Source organism: Caballeronia sp. A2-2, from assembly GCF_057612605.2.
Window position 1 is genome coordinate 49042 of sequence record NZ_CM172587.1, and the last position, 18550, is coordinate 67591.

Below are 18550 nucleotides of genomic sequence, written 5' to 3' on the forward strand. Positions count from 1 at the left end.
TTGTGTTCCGCTTAGTTGCCCGCTTTTTCGAACCGGCGCAGCAATTCGTCGCCGCGCGCAACGGATGAATCGAGCGCCTGCTGCGGCGTCTTCTTCTCCGCCCAGACTTGCTCCAGTTCTTCATCGACGATGGTGCGAATCTGCGGCATGTTGCCCAGACGCAGACCCTTCGTGTAGGGAAGCGGCGGCTTGTTCAACATCTGCTTGATGGCGATATCCGCACCGGGATTCTTGTCGTAGAAGCCCTGCTTCTGCGTGAGTTCGTAAGCGGCCTGCGTGACCGGCAGATAACCTGTGTCCTGATGCCACTTCGCCGCCACCGCAGGCGTGGCCAGATAAGCGAGGAACTTCGCGACGCCCTTGTACACGTTCGGATCTTTGCCCGCCAAAACCCAAAGACTCGCGCCGCCGATGATCGCGTTCTGCGGTGCGCCCTTCACGTTGGCATCGTAGGGCATCATGCCGACGCCGTAATCGAACTTCGCATATTTGCCGATGGTCGCGCGCGACCCCGACGAGTTCGTGATGATGCCGCAATCGCCGCTATAGAACTTCGACACCGGCTCGTCCTTGCGGCCCACGTAAGTGAACGTGCCTTCCTTCGCCATGCTCTGAAGGAACTGGATATGCGCGACTTGCAGCGGCTTGTTGAATTCGAGTTGCGCGTCCAGTCCGTCGAAGCCGTTGTTCTTCGTCGCGAACGGCGCGGCGTGCCACGCGCTGTAGTTTTCCAGTTGGATCCAGCTTTGCCAGCCCGACGAATAGCCGCACGAATAACCCGCTGCCTTCAGCTTCTTCGCGTCGGCTTCGACATCGGCCCAGGTCTTGGGCGGCTGGTTCGGATCGAGGCCGGCTTTCTTGAACGCGTCCTTGTTGTAGTAGAGAACGGGCGTGGAACTGTTGAACGGCATCGAGACGAGATGGCCGGTTTTTGCATCGCTGTAATAGCTCGCGATGGTCGGCACGAACGCCTTTTCGTCGAGCGGCACGCCTGCTTGTTTGAACACATCGGAGACGGGAATGACGGCCTTTTTCGCCTGCATCATCGTGGCGGTGCCGACTTCATAGACTTGCAGGATGGCGGGCGCATTGCCGCTGCGATACGCCGCGATGCCCGCCGCCAGCGCCTGGTCATACGTGCCCTTGAACACGGGGACGATCGTGTAATCGCTCTGCGATGCGTTGAAGTCCTTCGCGATGTCGTTCACGCGTTCGCCGAGCGCGGCTTCCATCGCGTGCCAGAACTGGATTTCCGTCGCGGCGTGCGCCACGCCATTCACGCCGAACGCCAGAACGGCGGCCGCCGTGATCGAGCGGAACAAGGGCTTGCTGCTCATCGATATGTCTCCTTCGAAGGATTTCGCGCTTTGAACGCGCGATGTTAGTTGTTGTCGATGACAAAAAGGCGTTGATACTCCTTCAACGCATAGCGGTCTGTCATGCCCGCGATGTAATGCGCGATGAGGCGCGTCTGGGAACTGCCGTGCATGGGCGCGGCGGCATCGTTGGCGGCTTCTTCGGCCGCTGGCGTGCGCGACTGATAGGCGGGCGGCAAGAGGCGCGGGTCGTCGGTGAAGGCATCGAACAGGCCGGTCACGACGCGTCGCGCCTTGTTCGCCATGCGCATCACGCGATAGTGCCGGTAGAGGTTCTTGAACAGAAAGCGCTTGAGCGTGGCGGCCTGGGCAGCGACCTCATCGCTGTGGGCGACGAGCGCGGGCGCATTGCGCACATCGTCCAGCGATTGCGGCGCGACACGCGCGAGATTGCGGCTGGTGTTATCGATCAGATCGACGATCAGCGTGTTGATGATCCGCCGCACGGTCTCGTGAATCAGCCTGCGCCCTTCGATATCGGGATATTCCGCGCGTGCTGCATCGAAATGTGTGTGCCAAAGGCTCACTTCGGAAAGCTGATCGAGCGTGAGCAGGCCGGAGCGCAGGCCGTCATCGACATCGTGATTGTTGTAGGCGATTTCATCCGCGAGATTGGCGATCTGCGCTTCAAGCGACGGCTGCTTGTTGGTCAGAAAACGTTCGCCGAGATCGCCGAATTTGCGTGCATTTTCGCGCGAGCAATGTTTGAGAATGCCTTCGCGCGTCTCGAAGCACAGGTTCAGGCCATCGAACGCGCCGTAGTGTTCTTCGAGTTGATCGACGACCGCGAGACTTTGCAGGTTGTGCTCGAAGCCGCCGTGATCGCGCATGCAGTCGTGCAGCGCGTCCTGTCCGGCATGGCCGAACGGCGTATGGCCGAGATCGTGCGCGAGCGAAATGGCTTCGACGAGATCTTCGTTCAGCCGCAGATTGCGCGCCACCGACCGCGCGATCTGCGCGACTTCCAGACTGTGCGTGAGCCGCGTGCGGAACAGATCGCCTTCGTGATTGACGAACACCTGCGTCTTGTATTCGAGCCGCCTGAACGCCGTCGAATGCACGATACGGTCGCGGTCGCGCTGAAACTCCGTGCGCGCGGCGGGCGGCGTTTCCGCATGACGCCTTCCGCGCGATTGCGAGGACCGCGCCGCGTACGGCGCGAGATGCGCTTCCAGATCGAGCGATGACGGCACGCCCGACGGTACTACACGTTTGATGTTGCTCACCGGCTGCTCCGATTCGTCGTGGTTCAGGCCCCGGCGCGTCGGTCAGACGCTCGCCGCGAGCGTCGCGCGTACCGCCTGATCGGGCGCGCCGGTAATTTCGGTGGCACCGAAGCGCGTCAGCAGGATGAACTTGATCTCGCCTGCTTCGGCTTTCTTGTCCACGCGCATCAGATCGACATAACGGTCGTCGCCGAGCCTGGGCGCGACGATGGGCAGCTTCGCCGCTTCGATCACGCGCACGAGGCGTTGACGCGCGGTGTCGTCGAGCCTGCCGAGCCGCACGGACAGATCCGCCGCCATCACCATGCCGCAGCCGACCGCTTCGCCGTGCAGCCATTCGCCGTAGCCCAGTCCCGCTTCAATGGCATGACCGAACGTATGACCGAAGTTGAGCACCGCGCGCTGGCCGCCTTCGCGTTCGTCGGATGCCACCACCGACGATTTGATCTCGCACGAACGCTTCACCGCATGCGCGAGCGCGGCTTCATCCTGCGCGTTCAGCTTGTCGATGTTCTGCTCGATCCACTGGAAGAACTCGGCGTCCTTGATCGCGGCGGTCTTGATGACTTCCGCGAGACCCGCAGCCAGTTCGCGCTCCGGCAGCGTGTGCAGCGCGCCGATATCCGCGATCACCGCCTGCGGCTGATAGAACGCGCCGATCATGTTCTTGCCGAGCGGATGATTGATGCCCGTCTTGCCGCCGACCGACGAATCCACTTGCGACAACAGCGTCGTCGGCACCTGAATGAACGCCACGCCGCGCATGTAGCACGCCGCCGCGAAGCCGGTCATGTCGCCGACCACGCCGCCGCCGAGCGCGATCAGCGTGGTCTTGCGATCGGCGCGGCCGGTCAGCAACGCATCGAAAATTTGATTGAGCGTTTGCCAGTTCTTGTGGGCTTCGCCATCGGGCAGGACGACGGTCGTCACCTTCTTGCCGAGCGGAGCCAGCGCGGCGCGCAGCTTATCGCCATAGAGCGGATCGACCGTCGAGTTCGTGACGATGGCGACCGACGCACCCTTGATATGCGGCGCGAACAGTTCGGTCTTGTCGATCAGCCCCGCACCGATATGAATGGGATAGGCGCGCTCGCCCAGTTCGACGTTGACGGTATTCATGGTGGTCATGTGATCTTCAGGCCGGCTTGATGACGCCGGCCACCTCCAGTTGCATCAGGACCATGTTGACGAGTGCGTTCACGGTAGGCCGCCCGGTCTCGACCACGAAATGCGCGGTCTCCTGATAGAGCGGGTCGCGTGTCGCAAACAGCGTTTCGAGCTTGCCGCGCGGATCGTCCGTTTGCAGCAGCGGGCGATTCTTGTCGCGCCGCGTGCGCTGCCAGAGATCGTGCGGATTGGCCCGCAGATAAATGACGGTGCCGCGATTCTTCAGATGTTCGCGATTCTCCGGCCGCAGCACCGCGCCGCCGCCCGTCGCAAGCACGATGCCATCGCGCTGCGAGAGTTCATCGATGACATTCGCTTCACGCAGACGAAAGCCCGCTTCGCCTTCCAGTTCCCAGATCACCGGAATACGCGCACCCGTGCGCGCCTCGATTTCGTGATCCGAATCGATGAACGAGCGCTGCAGACGGCGCGCAACCGCGCGGCCCACGGTGGTTTTACCCGCCCCCATGAGTCCGACGAAAAAAATGTTCGCGTGTGCGTGCCCTTCCTGCAACTCGTTTTCCTTCCCGTTGATCGATTTTCGTTCGTGCGGCAGCTTAAGTGCAAACCGCCCGTTTTGTCGAGTTTCGCGGCGCTTGAGCCGTCCCGCTGACTAGCCGCCAGATGCCACCACGTTTGGCGTGATCAGAATGACCAGCTCGCTGTTCGACGTGCGTCTGGCGTCGTGCCGGAACAGCCAGCCGAGCAGCGGCAGCTTCGAGAGCACGGGGACGCCGGTGGTGTCGTCGCGTTCGTCATCCGAATAAATCCCGCCGATGGCCACCGTCCCGCCGTTTTCCACTTCCACGCGCGTCTGAACGTGCTTGGTATGGATAGCCGGACCGTTCGCCGTCTGCTCGCCGACGCTGTCCTTCGTGATGTCGAGATCCAGAATGACGTGGCCATGCGGCGTGATTTGCGGCTCGACCTCCAGTTTGAGCGTTGCGCGCCGAAACTGCACGCCCGACATGCCGTTGCCGACCTTGGCCTGATACGGCACCTCCATGCCCTGCTCGACGACCGATTTCACGCGATCGGCCGTCACCACGCGCGGCCGCGACACGATTTTGCCGCGCCCTTCGGCTTCCAGCGCGCTCAGTTCGACGTTCAGAAGCCGCGTGGCCTGCGCGACGAACAGCGTCAATCCGGCGGTGGCGGCGTCGAAACCGTTGATCGGCCCCGCCGACAGATCGTATACCACACCCTCCTTGCCACCAGCGATGCCCGTGGCAGGCGTATTCTGCGGCGCCACGCTCATTTTGACGCCGAGATCGCGCGACAGCCCCACTTCGCCCTCGACGATTTTCGCCTCGATCATGACCTGCGGCGTCGGCTTGTCGATCAGCGCGATCAGGTCGGCAATCTGTTTGATGCGCGCGTCCAGATCGGTGACGAACAGGAGATTGGTACGCGCGTCGGCGGTCGCGGAGCCGCGTTTGGACAGCACGCGCTGATTGCCTGCGCCGGTCAGGAGCTTGCGTACATCGTCGGCGCGCGGGTATTGCAGAACAAAGGTGCGGCTCGCGAGCGGTTCGAGATCGGCAGCCCGCGCGTGGGCCTCGAAGCGCAGTTTCTCGCGCGCCGCGAGTTCCGCGAACGGCGCGACCCAGATGACGTTGCCGTGCCGCTCCATCGCCAGGCCGTTGACGTCGAGCAGGGTGTCGAAAGCGCGCCGCCACGGGACATCGGCGAGACTGAGCGAGACCGTGCCGCGCACCTTGTCGCTCGCGATCACGTTGATGCCCGCGAAGCGCGCGAACGCCTGAAGCGCGGCGCTCAGGTCGGCGTTTTTCAGATTCAGCGTGATGGGTTTGCCGTCGTTCTTTTCGTCCGTTGTGCTACTTAGGCGCGCGGGCGGCGCAAGCGGCACGGGCGGGCCTTCGAGCGGTTCGGCGGTTTCGGCGGGTTCGGGTTTCGGGACGTCCGCGCTCGCGGTAGGCACGGGCGTGGTTGGCGGCACGCTCAGGTCCGTCGAAAGCGTATCGATGGTTTCGGGGAGCGGCGGCAGCGGCGCTTCGCTTTCTGCTGCGAAAGCGAGCCGCGCCGTGTTCAAGATGATGGCGAGCAGCGTCGCCCGGACGCGTTGGCCGCTCATTTCCCATCCTCCGCGAACGCCAGCGAGCGCGACGCACCATCGATGCTCGCCAGTTCGACGGCCTTCGGCGCGATGCGTCCCAGCCGTTCATCGCCGATCGCCTGACCCGGCACGAATCCGTCGATGTCGTTTGCAGACGGCCCGCTCTGTATCAGCGCCATCCCACGTTTTCGGCCGACGAGCGTGCCGACCAGCAAAAGATCCGCACCCCGCGCGAATCCTCCCGCGCGCTCCTTGCCGAACGGATCGACGACGAAGGCATCGGCGCGTGCAGGTTCCGCGAGCGGCACGGCGGGCAACGCGTCGTACAGGCGCAAGGTCGTATCGATGCCCAGCACGCCGCCATGCCGTTCGATTCGCGTGCGCTCAGGAACCACGAGGCGCGGCAGATCAGTCAGCGATTCGAGAAAGCGCCGGATTTCGGGGAACGCGCCCTCCGCGTGAAATTCGAACGCGCGCTGGGACGCATCCATTTGCTTCGGTTCGATGCCCGTCACGCGCAAGCCGTTCTGCGCCGCCCGCTGCGCGATGTCCTGCAAGGCATCGGCGGCGGTCCAGGACTTGAGTGTCGAACCGGACGCAGCCTCGCGCGCCCGCAACACCGGAAGCTCCACGATAAGACGGCGCGTTTGCTCCGCCTTCGCCTGCGCGGCAACAAGCGCGGCGCGGCTCGCCTCCGTGTGGCTCAGACCAGACTCGCGCCACGCGTAGAGACCGAGCGCAAAACAGATCGCCGCGATACCGCACGCGCTCGCCGTCACGCCTCGCGTGGACCATGTTCCCAAAGGCTGAAGCAACCTGCGCGGGCGCGTGGGAAAGTTCATCGTCATCGTGTTCATTGCGCGCTCCCTTCCGATGATTTCGCTGCATTCATAAAGCGCCCACTCTTGCCCGAAACCTTCGTCGCGCTAGCAGGCGCATCGCGGCGTTCGTATCGCACGAGCGCGGTGAATTCGTAATGCCCGTTGACCGGCGCTTCGGCACGACGCTTACCCGCCGCACCTTCAACGCGCCGCTTCATCTCGATGACCTCGACCGACTGCACGCCATTCAGCTTTTCCAGACGCTTGAGCCACGCCGCCGCCGTCTGCGATTCGGGCGCGAGCGCTGCCAGCTCGACTTCGCCCGCGCGCTGGGTCACGCGCTGGAGCACGACGCCTTGCGGCAGCGGTCCATCGGCGAGCGCTTCGAGCAGCGTCAGAAAGCGGTCACGCGGCGCGGCGAGCGGCAAAGCGTCATCGCGGGCGCGGCGGCGCTCGGCCTGCTCGCGCATGAGCCGCGCGTAGTCCTCCGTTTGCGCGTGCGATGCCTTCATCGATGCTTCGATCGCGCCGCGCCGTTCGTCCAGACGAATGCGTTCGAACGCGTCCCAGCCCGTCACCGCGCCGACTGCCGCGAAGCCGGTCAGACTCGCCACCGCGAATATCGCGAGCCGCTGGCGGCGAATCTCGCGCCGTCTGCGCGACCGATGCGGCAGCAGATTGAACCCTTCCCGAATGAGCGCGTGCGTCACTGCATCACCTCGCGCAAGGCCAGCCCGAAGGCAACCGCGAAGCGCGGCGAGAACCTGAGCGCGTCGTCGGGTTCGGCGGCGCCATTGCAATACGGCGCGGCTTCGAACGGCAACGCGGGGCAGTTGAACATCGCCGAGAGCAGGGGCAGCGGCAGCGCGGCGCGGGCCATCAAATCGATATCGCCGCTCAGATAGATGCAATCGAGCGGCGCGCGACCGCCCGCGAGATCGCGCAACGCCTCGCCGATGCCGCGATACTCCGGCGCGGGATAACGCACCTCGTATTCGACCGAACCGCCATCGATCAGCCAGCCGTGCAGGCCGCCGCTCGTCAGCCAGCAGACGAGATAACGCGCATCGGGATCGAGTTCGACGCTGCCGGAATGACGCATCGCGCGCAGCGCACCGGCCGCTTCGCCATCGATCGCGGACAGCGCGATACCCGCCGCCCCCGCCACTTCCACGCGCGCCTCGACATGCCGCCGCGCGGTCGCCGCGATCGACACGCGCGCTTCACCATCCTCGTGCGCCTCGACGGACCAGTCCACGGCCAGCGCGCCACGCTCGATGCCCGACGCCCGCTCCGCTTCCGCCAGCACCGCCGGTTCGAGCAGGCCGGACGGATCGCGGCCCGAGATGGCGCGTTGCTCGCAGGCGTCCATCAGGCGCGCAAGCGGCACGGTCATGGTGAGCGTCGCCGATTCGTGCAAACCCATCGCGCAACGCAGCGCGCGCCACGATCCATTTCCCGGCAGACGCCCGAACGCCTCGCGCAGCGCCGCGACGACCGCCGCGTGATCGACGAAATCGCCGTTCACGACTGCGCCCTCCGCGAGCGGCACCCATTCGAGCCGCTCGACGCACACCGCCGACACCGCCCGAATCCTCCGGCTGAGAATGACGAGCCGCACGCCGTCATCGCTCACATCGATCCCTGCCGCATGCCGCCGCGTGACGCTCAGAATCGAGCCGCGTAACTTCTTTTCCTGACTGCTCATGACATTCCTCTTTCTTCACCTTCGCGCCGAACCGGTGCGGCGCTGTCGAGAGAGAATTGTGGTGAGCAACGCGCGCGGCGAACATTCGTCCGAATGGCATAGGAGCGCGATGAGAAGATGCTTCGTCACGCAATCGCGCGTATCTTGAGGAGACAGGCCGCGCGTGGTTCGAGCAGGCGGAACATCAGGCGAATTAAAGGAGTGACGAACGAACAGACGAATCGGTGCGGCCCGTCTCGCGGCGCATCCGGTGTAAGCGTCCGGAAATCTCCCGATACCGGACAGCTATAATCGCGGGATTGTTTTTGGTGGTGCCATGCAATCTTCTTCCCCGTCCAACTCGTCACAATCGCCTGAACCGAAAACGCCGAAGCGCCGTTCCTGGCTGCAACGTCTGATCTTCGGATTCTTCATCAGCGTCTTTGCGTTGATCGTCTGCGCGGGCCTCGTGCTCGGCTACGCGCTCGTCGTCGCCATGCCGAATCTGCCTTCGCTCGAAGCGCTTACCGATTACAAGCCGAAGGTGCCGTTGCGCATCTATACGGCGGATCATGTGCTGATCGGTGAATTCGGCGAGGAGCGGCGCAGCGTCGTGCGCATCAAGGATGTTCCCGATCATTTGAAGAAAGCGGTGCTCGCCATCGAGGACGCGCGTTTTTACGATCACGGCGGCGTCGATCTCACCGGCATTCTTCGCGCGGGCACGGTGGCGTTGTCCAACGGTCATGCATCGCAGGGTGCGAGCACGATCACCATGCAGGTGGCGCGCAACTTCTTTTTGTCCAGCGAAAAGACCTACACGCGCAAAATCTACGAGATGCTGCTCGCGTACAAGATCGAACGCGCGCTGACGAAGGATCAGATTCTCGAGGTCTATATGAATCAGATCTATCTCGGGCAGCGCGCGTACGGTTTCGCGAGCGCGGCGCGGGTGTACTTCGGCAAGGACATGAAGGATCTGACGCTGGCGGAATCGGCCATGCTCGCGGGCTTGCCGAAAGCGCCGTCGGCGTATAACCCGGTGGTGAATCCGAAGCGCGCGAAAGTGCGGCAGGAGTACATCCTGCAACGCATGCGCGAGCTGAATTTCATCACGCAGGAAGAATACGAAACGGCGGCGAAGCAACCGCTCGTGGTGAAGGGTCAGGGGCGCGAGTTCAGCGTGCATGCCGAGTACGTCGCGGAAATGGTGCGGCAGATGCTCTACGCGCAATATCGCGAGGAAGCGTACACGCGCGGCCTGAACGTGGTGACGACCATCGATTCCGCCGATCAGGACGCCGCCTATCACGCCGTGCGCAAAGGCTTGATGGACTACGAGCATCGTCACGGTTATCGCGGGCCGGAAGGATATATCGATTTGCCGAAAGATCCGGACGATCGCGAACAAGCCATCGACGATGCCCTCGCCGAGCATCCCGACAACGGCGAGATCGTCGCGGCGGTCGTCACGTCGGCGAGCCCGAAGGAAGTGAAGGCGAGCTTCATCGATGGCAACTCGGCGACGGTCAGCGGCAGCGATCTGCGCTTTGCCGCCTTCGCGCTCGGACCGAAGGCGCAGCCGAATGCGCGCATTCGCCCCGGCGCGATCATCCGCCTGATGAAAAACGACGACGGCAACTGGGTCATCACGCAGTTGCCGCAAGTCGAAGGCGCACTCGTTTCGATGGTGCCGCAGGACGGCGCGATCCGCGCGCTCGTCGGTGGCTTCGATTTCAACAAGAACAAGTTCAACCACGCGACGCAGGCCTGGCGCCAGCCGGGCTCGAGCTTCAAGCCGTTCGTCTATTCGGCGTCGCTGGAAAAGGGTTTGTCTCCGGCGACGATCATCAATGACGGCCCGCTGTTCTTCACCGCCGCCGAAACCGGCGGGCAAGCGTGGGAGCCGAAGAACTACGGCGGCGGCTTCGACGGACCGATGACCATGCGCTCCGCGCTGCAGCGCTCGAAGAACATGGTGTCGATCCGTATCCTGAACAACATCGGCACGAAGTACGCGCAGCAATACGTCACGCGCTTCGGCTTCGACGCGGATAAGCAGCCCGCCTACTTGCCGATGGCGCTCGGCGCGGGTCTCGTCACGCCGTTGCAGATGGCGGCGGGCTATGCGGTGTTCGCGAACGGCGGGTATCGCGTGAATCCGTATCTGATCGCCGATATCACCGATCCTTATGGGCAAGTCGTGTCGCATCCGCAGCCGCTCATCGCGCAGCAAAGCGCGCCGCTCGCCATCACGCCGCGTAACGCGTATGTGATGAACAGCCTGCTGCTCGGCGTCGCGCAACACGGCACGGGCGCGAAGACCAACGAACTCAAGCGGACGGACATCGCCGGCAAGACGGGCACGACCAACGATTCGCGCGATGCATGGTTCGCCGGTTATCAGCGCTCGCTGGTGGCGATTGCGTGGATCGGCTATGACAATCCGCGCAGCCTTGGCGACAAGGAAACGGGCGGCGGGCTCGCGCTGCCGGTGTGGATGGACTACATGCGCCGCGCGTTGCAAGGCGTGCCGGAATGGAAACCGTTGATGCCGCCCGATGTGAAGCAACTAGGCGGCGAGCTGTACTACGACGACATGACGCCGGGCCACGGATTCGTCGCGACCATCGGCGTGAGTCAGGCGCCGCCGCAGGAAGGCGGCGTGTCGGGTGTCGCTGCGCCCTCGACTGCGCCTGCGCCCGAGGTGGGCGAGCAGGAAAAGCAGGACATCATGAATCTGTTCAAGGGGCAGTAAAACGCCGCTTCCCGCGGCGATTCACGAGCCGGTCACGCTTTCTTGAAGCGGATCGGCTCGCCCGCCTGCTCCGTCGAATACTTGCTGAGCGTGGCGAAAAATTCGCTGTTGTCGCGCGTATCGCGCCACGCGCCATCCACGTACTTGTAGTGAAAACCGCCGGCCTTCGCCGCGAGCCAGATCTCGTGTTTCGGCGGCTGAAGGTTCACGATCACCTTCGTGCGATTCTCGAATTCCAGCGTCAAAACATTGCCGCTTCGTTCGAATTCGATGTCGGCTTCCGCCTCGTCCACTGCGCGCTCGATGGCCGTCAGCGCGGCCTCCGCGAGCGTCAGGTATTCCTGGTCTGTCATGCTAAACTCCATCGATTCAATGTATAGGGATGGACATGCGAGTCGCTGTCAGGATAACCGCGAAGATGAGCGCGATTGTAGCGGCTCTTGGTTTGAGCATCGGTGCCGTCCTCACACTCGGCGGTTGTGGTCAGCGCGGCGCCCTGTACTTGCCGCAAGTCCCGCCCATGCCGCAGCGTCCCGCGGATCTTCAGGATACGCCCACTTCGAAAGCCGCTCCTGCTCCCGCCTCGGATGCGGGTGAAGTTCCGGATACATCGGGTCAGCCTGTTGAACTTGCGCCGGACACCGAACTGAAATCGGCTCCTTCATCCGCTTACTGATCTGCCTGTCTCACGCGTCGTCACGGCGCATTATCGATTCCAAGCATGAGTGATTCCGCATTCCACACGGTCGACGGCGTGCTGCATGCCGAAGGTGTCTCCGCCGCATCGCTCGCGGATCAGTTCGGCACGCCGCTTTACGTCTATTCGCGCGATGCATTGACACGCGCCTATCGCGCTTACGCCGATGCCTGCGCGGGCCGTCGCGCCACGGTGCATGTCGCGGTCAAGGCGAACAGCAATATCGCGGTGCTCAACGTGTTCGCGCGACTGGGCGCGGGCTTCGATATCGTGTCGTCGGGTGAGTTGGCGCGCGTGATCGCGGCGGGCGGAAAGGCATCGAATTCGGTGTTTTCGGGCGTGGGCAAGAGCGCGGCCGAAATGCGCGAGGCGTTGAACGCGGGCGTGAAGTGCTTCAACGTCGAATCCATTCCCGAGCTGCACGCGCTCAATGAAGTCGCGAAGTCGCTCGGCAAGAAAGCGCCGGTGTCGCTGCGCGTGAATCCTGATGTCGATGCGAAGACGCATCCGTACATTTCCACCGGCCTCAAGTCGAACAAGTTCGGCGTCGCCTTCAGCGATGCGCGCGCCACGTATCGCCAGGCGCACGCCATGACGAATCTCGATGTGATCGGCATCGACTGTCATATCGGCTCGCAGATCACCGAAGTCAGCCCCTATCTCGATGCCGTGGACAAGCTGCTCGAACTCGTCGAACAGATCGAAGCGGACGGCATGCACATTCACCACGTCGATGTGGGCGGCGGTCTGGGCATCACTTACGACGACGAAACGCCGCCGGATATCGGCGACTTCGTGCGCACCGTGCTTTCGCATATCGAGAAGCGCAAGCACGGCGAGCGCGAAGTGTATTTCGAGCCGGGGCGCTCGCTGGTTGGCAATGCGGGCGTGCTGCTCACGCGCATCGAATATCTGAAGCCGGGCGAGGAAAAGAATTTCGCCATCGTCGATGCCGCGATGAACGACCTCGCGCGTCCTGCCATGTATGAGGCTTATCACCGCATCGTGCCGGTGGTCGAGCGCGCGAGCGTGACGGCGCATGAATACGATGTGGTGGGTCCGGTGTGCGAGAGCGGGGACTGGCTCGGGCGTGATCGCCATCTCGCCGTCGAACCGGGCGATCTGCTCGCCATCTGTTCGGCGGGCGCGTATGGCTTCACGATGAGTTCGAACTACAACACGCGTCCGCGCGCCGCCGAAGTCATGGTCGATGGCGAGCGCGTGCATTTGGTTCGTGAGCGGGAGAAGGTGGTGGAGTTGTTTGCCGGGGAATCGGTTTTGCCGGATTGAGTTTGGTGCTTCATCACGCCGAGAAAAAGCGATGCCTTGATAAGCATCGCTTTTTTTATGCGCGGCGCGTTCGAAGCCACGTAATCACACGCCATCCCAGCAACACGATCATGACCGCGGCGTAAAACTTCGGCCACGCGAGATCGTGCTTGCCCGCGCGCATCCACCAGTAATGGAGGATGGCGAGCACCGCAATCAGATAGATCGCGCGATGCAGCGTCTGCCAGCGCCGCCCGAGCTTCCTCACCATCGCTTTCGGCGATGTCACCGCCAGCGCGATCAACAACACAAACGCCGCGAATCCCACCGTGATGAACGGCCGCTTGCCGATGTCCTTCAGGATCGCGGCGACATCGAACCATTTGTCGAACCAGATATACGTGGTGAAGTGCAGCACCGCGAAGAAGAACGCATACAGGCCGATCATGCGTCGAAAGCGCGCGAGCGCGTTGATGCCCGTCAGCCGCCGCACCGGCGTGATCGCAAGCGTGATGCACAGATAAACGAGCGTCCAAAGCCCGGTCGAACGCGTGATGAACTCGATCGGATTCGCGCCCAACCGGTCCGTCACGCCGTACAACACGAGCCGCGCGAGCGGATACAGCATCGCGACGAACACGATCACTTTCGCCGGCACGATCCATCCGCGCGGCCTTCGCGCCGTGCTCGTTCGTTCGATTTCAGAAGCGCCCGGCATCGCTCAAAAATTCTTCTTCAGGTCCATGCCCGCATACAGCGACGCGACCTGATCGCCGTATCCGTTGAACATGAGCGTCTTGCGCTTCGGCGTGAAAAACCCGTCCTCGCCGATGCGCCGCTCCGTCGCCTGGCTCCAGCGCGGATGATCGACGTTCGGGTTCACGTTCGAGAAGAACCCGTACTCGCTCGGCGCGTAGAGATTCCAGCTCGTCGGCGGCTGCTTCTCGACGAAGCGAATCTTCACCAGCGATTTCGCGCTCTTGAATCCGTACTTCCACGGCACGACCACGCGCACCGGCGCGCCGTTCTGGTTCGGCAGCACTTCGCCGTACAGGCCGACGGTGAGCAGCGTGAGCGGGTTCATCGCTTCGTCCATGCGCAGGCCTTCCGAGTACGGCCATTCGAGGATCGGCGTGGACAGACCCGGCATCTGCGACGGATCGGCCAGCGTGATGAATTGCACGTATTTCGCGTTGCTCGTCGGCTCGGCGCGCTTGATAAGTTCCGAAAGCGACACGCCGATCCACGGAATCACCATCGACCAGCCTTCGACGCAACGCAGCCGGTACACGCGTTCTTCGAGCGGCGCGAGCTTCAGCAGTTCGTCGATGTCGTACACCTTCGGATTCTTGATCGCGCCTTCCACGGACACTTTCCACGGACGCGGCTTCAACGTCCCCGCATGTTCGACGGGATCGCCCTTGTCGGTGCCGAACTCGTAGAAATTGTTGTAGCTCGTGATGTCCTTGAGCGGCGTGACCTTGTCGAGCGCGACGAATTTTGCGTTCGTTGTCGCGGCGAGCTTCTGGCCTTTCGCGTCGGGCGAAGTCAGCGTCGCATGCGCGATGCCGCTTGCACCCGCCATCCCGCTCGCGGCGAGCGCGCCAATGGAGCGCAGCGCGCGCCGCCGGTTCTCGAACACGGCGCGCGGCGTGATTTCGTGACTGGCGATGTCATCGCCATACAAATTACGGTTACGTCTGATCCACATAAAACTTTCCCTGGTTTCGCGGCGCGTTTTGCTCACGCACCGCATCTGTCCTGATACGAACAAACAGCAGTTCGGATGCCCGTATTCCACCACGGAACGAAAAAAAACCGCCAGCGCGATGCATGGCGGTTTCCTTTTCCGGCAACTTGCCCGATCAGATCAAAGCTTGCCGTAACTGTGCAGCCCCGACAGGAACATGTTCACGCCGAGGAAAGCGAACGTCGTGACAACCAGACCCGTCAGCGCCCACCACGCGGCAGCCGCTCCGCGCAGGCCCTTCATCAGGCGCATGTGCAACCATGCCGCATAGTTCAGCCAGACGATCAGCGCCCACGTTTCCTTCGGGTCCCAACTCCAGTAACCGCCCCACGCTTCCGCCGCCCACAGCGCGCCGAGAATCGTCGCGATGGTGAAGAACGCGAAACCGACCGCGATGGACTTGTACATCACGTCGTCAAGCACTTCGAGCGACGGCAGACGGTCGGCCATGAAGCCGCGCTGCTTGGACAAGTACGCGACGGAAACCATCGCCGAGAGCGCGAAGCTGCCGTAACCGATGAAGTTGGCCGGAACGTGAATCTTCATCCACCAGCTTTGCAGCGCGGGCACGAGCGGTTGAATTTGCTGGGCATCGCGTGCGATCGAATACCACATCAGGAAGCCGACCGCCGCGCTGATGACGAGCAGCACGAACGCGCCCATCGAACGCGTCGCGTAATGCTGTTCGTAGTAGAGATAGAACAGTGAGGTGATGAGGCAGAACAGTACGAACACTTCGTACAGGTTCGAGATGGGAATGTGCCCGACATCCGAGCCGATCATGTACGACTCGTACCAGCGCACCATCAGGCCGGTGAAACCCATCAGCACGGCCGCCCACGTCATGCGCGAGCCGATCGAGCCGCCCGTGTCCGAGCGCGAAACCAGACCGATCCAGTAGAACAGCGTCGCGAGGATAAACAGCGCGCTCATCCAGAGAATGGCGGATTGGCTCGACAGGAAATACTTGAGGAAGAAGTTGGTGTCCGCGCGCGCGAGATCGTGCTGATAAAGCTGAATGCCCGAAAGCGACATCACCGCGATCAGCGCGATCAGCAAACGCACCGGCTTCCAGCGCCAGCCGAGCACGACGAAAGTGGGCACCGCGCCGACCAGCACGGCCATGTCGTACACGTCCATGAACGGGTGATAGCGATTCAGCGCGAAGCCCGCGCCCGCGACCATCGCCAGTGCGAACAGCCAGTCGATGGGACCGAGCCGGCGCAAGAACGGACGGTCGTCGAACAAGGCGACATCGGGAAGGCTTCCCGGTGCCGGGCGCTCCTTCTGGGCGGGTACGCTGGAGTGAGTCTGTGTGAGAGCCATGATTCCTACCGTGTTGAAACTTCCGAGCGCGCGGTCTCGGATTGCGTGGACGCTTGAGTCGCGCCCGATGTCGGGGATGCGTCGGCGGGTTCGTCGGTCACCATCGCCGATACACCGAGCGCCGCCGCGATCTGCGCGCGCGTGCGCACGAATTCGTTTTCGAAGTCGAAGGTCCGGCGTGCCGTGGACATGGCCATCAGCACGCTCGCGCCGCCTTGCCCGTTATCTTTGAGCCAAAACCAAAGCCTGCGTTCGCGCACGTAAAACATCGCGAAGATGCCGATGACCAGAAGGAGGCTGCCAAGATACACCACTTTTTTACCCGGCGCGCGCGTCAACTGAAATACCGAAGCTTGGATCTGCTTGAAGTTGTCGAGTTGCAAGAAGACCGGCGATCCGTACAGAAAGCTGTCAGAAAGCGCGTTGATCGATGCCTGAACGAACGCGCTGTTTTTCTCGTCGATCTTCGCGTCGGGCAGGCCGTTATGTTCGCGGGAAATCTGCCAGACGTCCCACATCACGCCTTCGAGCATGCGCATGAGCAGACCAGCGGCTTTTTCCTGCTCGCCCTTCGGCACCGAACGGTCCATGAACGTGGCGATGCCTTGAAAGCCCGCACTCGTCTGCGGATTCGCGGATGGTTTGCCGTTTTCATCCGCGCCTGCGAAAAGGTTCAGCACGCGGCCCGCGCTTTCCTGAAGATGGGTCTGCAGGTCGCCGTTTTCCTGCGGCACCGAACGCAGCGCAAAGCGATGAGCGGCTTCGGCGCGGATCGCGGGGTTTTGAAGCGCCGCGCGCAGGTCCATCCATTGTTTGACGCTGCCTTGCTCGTCGGCGGGAATGCGCAGATAGCGGAACGGGTCGTTCGGCGTCGTGCGCATGCCGGCGAGGAACATTCGCTGACCGGCGACATCGACCGGCAGCATGTAGTTGCTGTATTCGCGCGCCTGACCGTCCGGCGTGCGAATCTTGTATTGCACGGACGGACCGATATTGCGCAGGTCGGTGGGCTTCGAGGTCTTCGCGCCGGAGCCGAGACGCTCGTCGAAGGCATCGCGCAAGGTTCCCGTCTTGCCGACGCCGCGTGCATCCGGCGCACCGCTGCCGTCCGTCATGTTCTCGACGTTGATCGCGCGGAAATCCGTGAACTCGACCGTCTCGCCCGCCGCATGCGCGATCTGCGTGCCAATGGGCGCAGTGCCGCCAATCGAGCCGTTGACCGGCGAGGTCTTGGCGGTGTCGCCGATCATCGGCCAGGCGGTCAGGTCCAGCTTCGAGCCGCCATCCTGAAAGCTCGATTGATAGATCGACACGCCGTCATACGTGAACGGCTTGTTCACTTCGACGCGCGCCGGAATGCGCTTGCCCGTCTTGTGATCGATCACGACGATATCGCTGGCAAACAGCTTCGGCATGCCCGTCGAGTAGTAATCGACGATGAATTTGTTCAACTGAATGGAGAACGGCAGATCCTGAATGACCGAGCCGTCCTGCTGATTCAGAATGGCCGTGCCGACGTACTGACCTTCCGGCACCCACGCATAACCGCGAAACGTCGGGTTCGACACGGACAGCCGATGTTCGGCCGGAATGTCGTTGATGACAGCGTTGCTGTTGACCGGCGTCTTGTTGAACATCCACATCTGCAGCTTGATGGGCAGATTGCTGTCGAGCAGCCCGCCCAGACAGATGATGACGATCGCCAGATGCGCCGAGATATAGCCGATCTTCGTCATCGCGCCGCGCTTGCCGGTGATGAGCGTCGCGCCGTTGTCCGTCTCGCGCGTCTTGAGGCGGTAACCCATCTTCGTGCTGAGACGTTCGAGCGTCGCGGCGGTTTGCGCGCGGTTCGTCGCCACAACAAATTCACCCTTGTGATGGAACGCGCGCAACCCGCCTTCGTGAATGCGATCTTTCCAGCTTTTGATGTCCGCGATCATCTTCGGTGAATTGCGGATCACGCACAGCGAAACCGAGATGACGAGGAAGATCAGAATCAGCATGAACCACCACGCGCTGTACACGTTGTAGAGGCTCAGGCCGCGAAAAATATCCGCCCAGAACGGGCCGAACTGATTGACGTAGTTGGGGAACGGATCTTCCTGCGTGAGCACCGTTCCGATGATGCTCGCAATCGCCAGCACGACCAGCAGCGCGATGGCGAAACGCATCGAACTTACGAGTTCGACAAAGGCCCGGACGGCGCGGCGGTTGGACTTCGACTGCATTCCCGATGTGGTGACGCTCATTCAAACTCCGCTGACAGCAAAAAAGGGTGGCGACGCAAGCGGTCTCGCCGACCGACGTCCCACCCTTTTCTTGTTTTCGCGCCGGTCTTTCAGGTTCGTCCCGAACCGGCTTGTAGTATGGGCGATTCCCGCGCATTACGCCGACGG

Annotated in this window: 16 protein-coding genes; 3 read left to right on the forward strand and 13 right to left on the reverse strand. The window is 62.6% G+C overall.

Annotated features, from left to right (window positions below; all coding sequences use genetic code 11):
• Window positions 1–11 precede the first annotated feature (11 nt).
• From ugpB to pilM, 8 genes are all read right to left on the reverse strand, one after another.
• Window positions 12–1337 (reverse strand): sn-glycerol-3-phosphate ABC transporter substrate-binding protein UgpB, encoded by a 1326-nt coding sequence (gene ugpB, locus ACZCWR_RS00270; RefSeq protein ID WP_487301797.1) that lies wholly within the window; start codon window positions 1335–1337, stop codon window positions 12–14.
• 44 nt (window positions 1338–1381) lie between these two features.
• Window positions 1382–2602 carry a deoxyguanosinetriphosphate triphosphohydrolase gene (locus ACZCWR_RS00275; protein ID WP_487301798.1) on the reverse strand — a complete coding sequence of 407 codons (1221 nt, stop codon included), beginning with the start codon at window positions 2600–2602 and terminating at the stop codon, window positions 1382–1384.
• 42 nt (window positions 2603–2644) lie between these two features.
• Window positions 2645–3721: a 3-dehydroquinate synthase gene (aroB, locus tag ACZCWR_RS00280; protein WP_487303197.1), complete on the reverse strand. Its 1077-nt coding sequence runs from the start codon at window positions 3719–3721 to the stop codon at window positions 2645–2647.
• A 16-nt stretch (window positions 3722–3737) separates the two neighbouring features.
• Window positions 3738–4283 (reverse strand): shikimate kinase, encoded by a 546-nt coding sequence (locus ACZCWR_RS00285; RefSeq protein ID WP_487301799.1) that lies wholly within the window; start codon window positions 4281–4283, stop codon window positions 3738–3740.
• Window positions 4284–4382: 99 nt separating this feature from the next.
• Complete coding sequence (locus ACZCWR_RS00290) at window positions 4383–5864, reverse strand: type IV pilus secretin PilQ (RefSeq protein WP_487301800.1); 1482 nt, start codon at window positions 5862–5864, stop codon at window positions 4383–4385.
• Window positions 5861–6703: a type 4a pilus biogenesis protein PilO gene (locus ACZCWR_RS00295; RefSeq protein WP_487301801.1), complete on the reverse strand. Its 843-nt coding sequence runs from the start codon at window positions 6701–6703 to the stop codon at window positions 5861–5863. The genes ACZCWR_RS00290 and ACZCWR_RS00295 overlap by 4 nt, the downstream gene beginning before the upstream one ends.
• Window positions 6700–7377 (reverse strand): PilN domain-containing protein, encoded by a 678-nt coding sequence (locus tag ACZCWR_RS00300; RefSeq protein WP_487301802.1) that lies wholly within the window; start codon window positions 7375–7377, stop codon window positions 6700–6702. Before ACZCWR_RS00300 ends, ACZCWR_RS00295 begins: the two co-directional genes overlap by 4 nt.
• Complete coding sequence (gene pilM, locus ACZCWR_RS00305; protein WP_487301803.1) at window positions 7374–8375, reverse strand: type IV pilus biogenesis protein PilM; 1002 nt, start codon at window positions 8373–8375, stop codon at window positions 7374–7376. The genes ACZCWR_RS00300 and pilM overlap by 4 nt, the downstream gene beginning before the upstream one ends.
• Window positions 8376–8691: 316 nt before the next feature.
• Between pilM and ACZCWR_RS00310 the strand changes: the two genes are divergently transcribed.
• Window positions 8692–11112, forward strand: coding sequence for a penicillin-binding protein 1A (locus ACZCWR_RS00310; RefSeq protein WP_487301804.1), 2421 nt, complete (start codon window positions 8692–8694; stop codon window positions 11110–11112).
• A gap of 32 nt (window positions 11113–11144) precedes the next feature.
• On the opposite strand, the gene cyaY is transcribed toward ACZCWR_RS00310, so the two are convergent.
• A complete protein-coding gene (gene cyaY, locus ACZCWR_RS00315) occupies window positions 11145–11465 on the reverse strand; it encodes an iron donor protein CyaY (protein WP_487301805.1) in 321 nt (106 codons plus the stop codon).
• A 65-nt stretch (window positions 11466–11530) separates the two neighbouring features.
• Here cyaY and lptM point away from each other — a divergent pair, with 65 nt between their 5' ends.
• Together lptM and lysA are read left to right on the forward strand one after the other, a co-directional pair.
• Window positions 11531–11788, forward strand: a complete 258-nt coding sequence (lptM, locus tag ACZCWR_RS00320) for an LPS translocon maturation chaperone LptM (RefSeq protein ID WP_487301806.1) — start codon at window positions 11531–11533, stop codon at window positions 11786–11788.
• Window positions 11789–11833: 45 nt separating this feature from the next.
• Entirely contained in the window at window positions 11834–13099 is a 1266-nt protein-coding gene (gene lysA, locus ACZCWR_RS00325) for a diaminopimelate decarboxylase (RefSeq protein WP_487301807.1), read from the forward strand.
• Window positions 13100–13154: 55 nt separating this feature from the next.
• Here lysA and msrQ read toward each other — a convergent pair whose 3' ends face one another.
• The 4 genes from msrQ to ACZCWR_RS00345 all read right to left on the reverse strand — a co-directional run bounded on the left by msrQ (window position 13155) and on the right by ACZCWR_RS00345 (window position 18403).
• Entirely contained in the window at window positions 13155–13796 is a 642-nt protein-coding gene (gene msrQ, locus ACZCWR_RS00330; protein ID WP_487301808.1) for a protein-methionine-sulfoxide reductase heme-binding subunit MsrQ, read from the reverse strand.
• A 3-nt stretch (window positions 13797–13799) separates the two neighbouring features.
• Complete coding sequence (msrP, locus tag ACZCWR_RS00335; protein WP_487301809.1) at window positions 13800–14789, reverse strand: protein-methionine-sulfoxide reductase catalytic subunit MsrP; 990 nt, start codon at window positions 14787–14789, stop codon at window positions 13800–13802.
• 159 nt (window positions 14790–14948) lie between these two features.
• Complete coding sequence (ccsB, locus tag ACZCWR_RS00340) at window positions 14949–16154, reverse strand: c-type cytochrome biogenesis protein CcsB (protein WP_487301810.1); 1206 nt, start codon at window positions 16152–16154, stop codon at window positions 14949–14951.
• Between the two features lie 5 nt (window positions 16155–16159).
• Entirely contained in the window at window positions 16160–18403 is a 2244-nt protein-coding gene (locus ACZCWR_RS00345) for a cytochrome c biogenesis protein ResB (protein ID WP_487301811.1), read from the reverse strand.
• Between the last annotated feature and the right edge of the window lie 147 nt (window positions 18404–18550).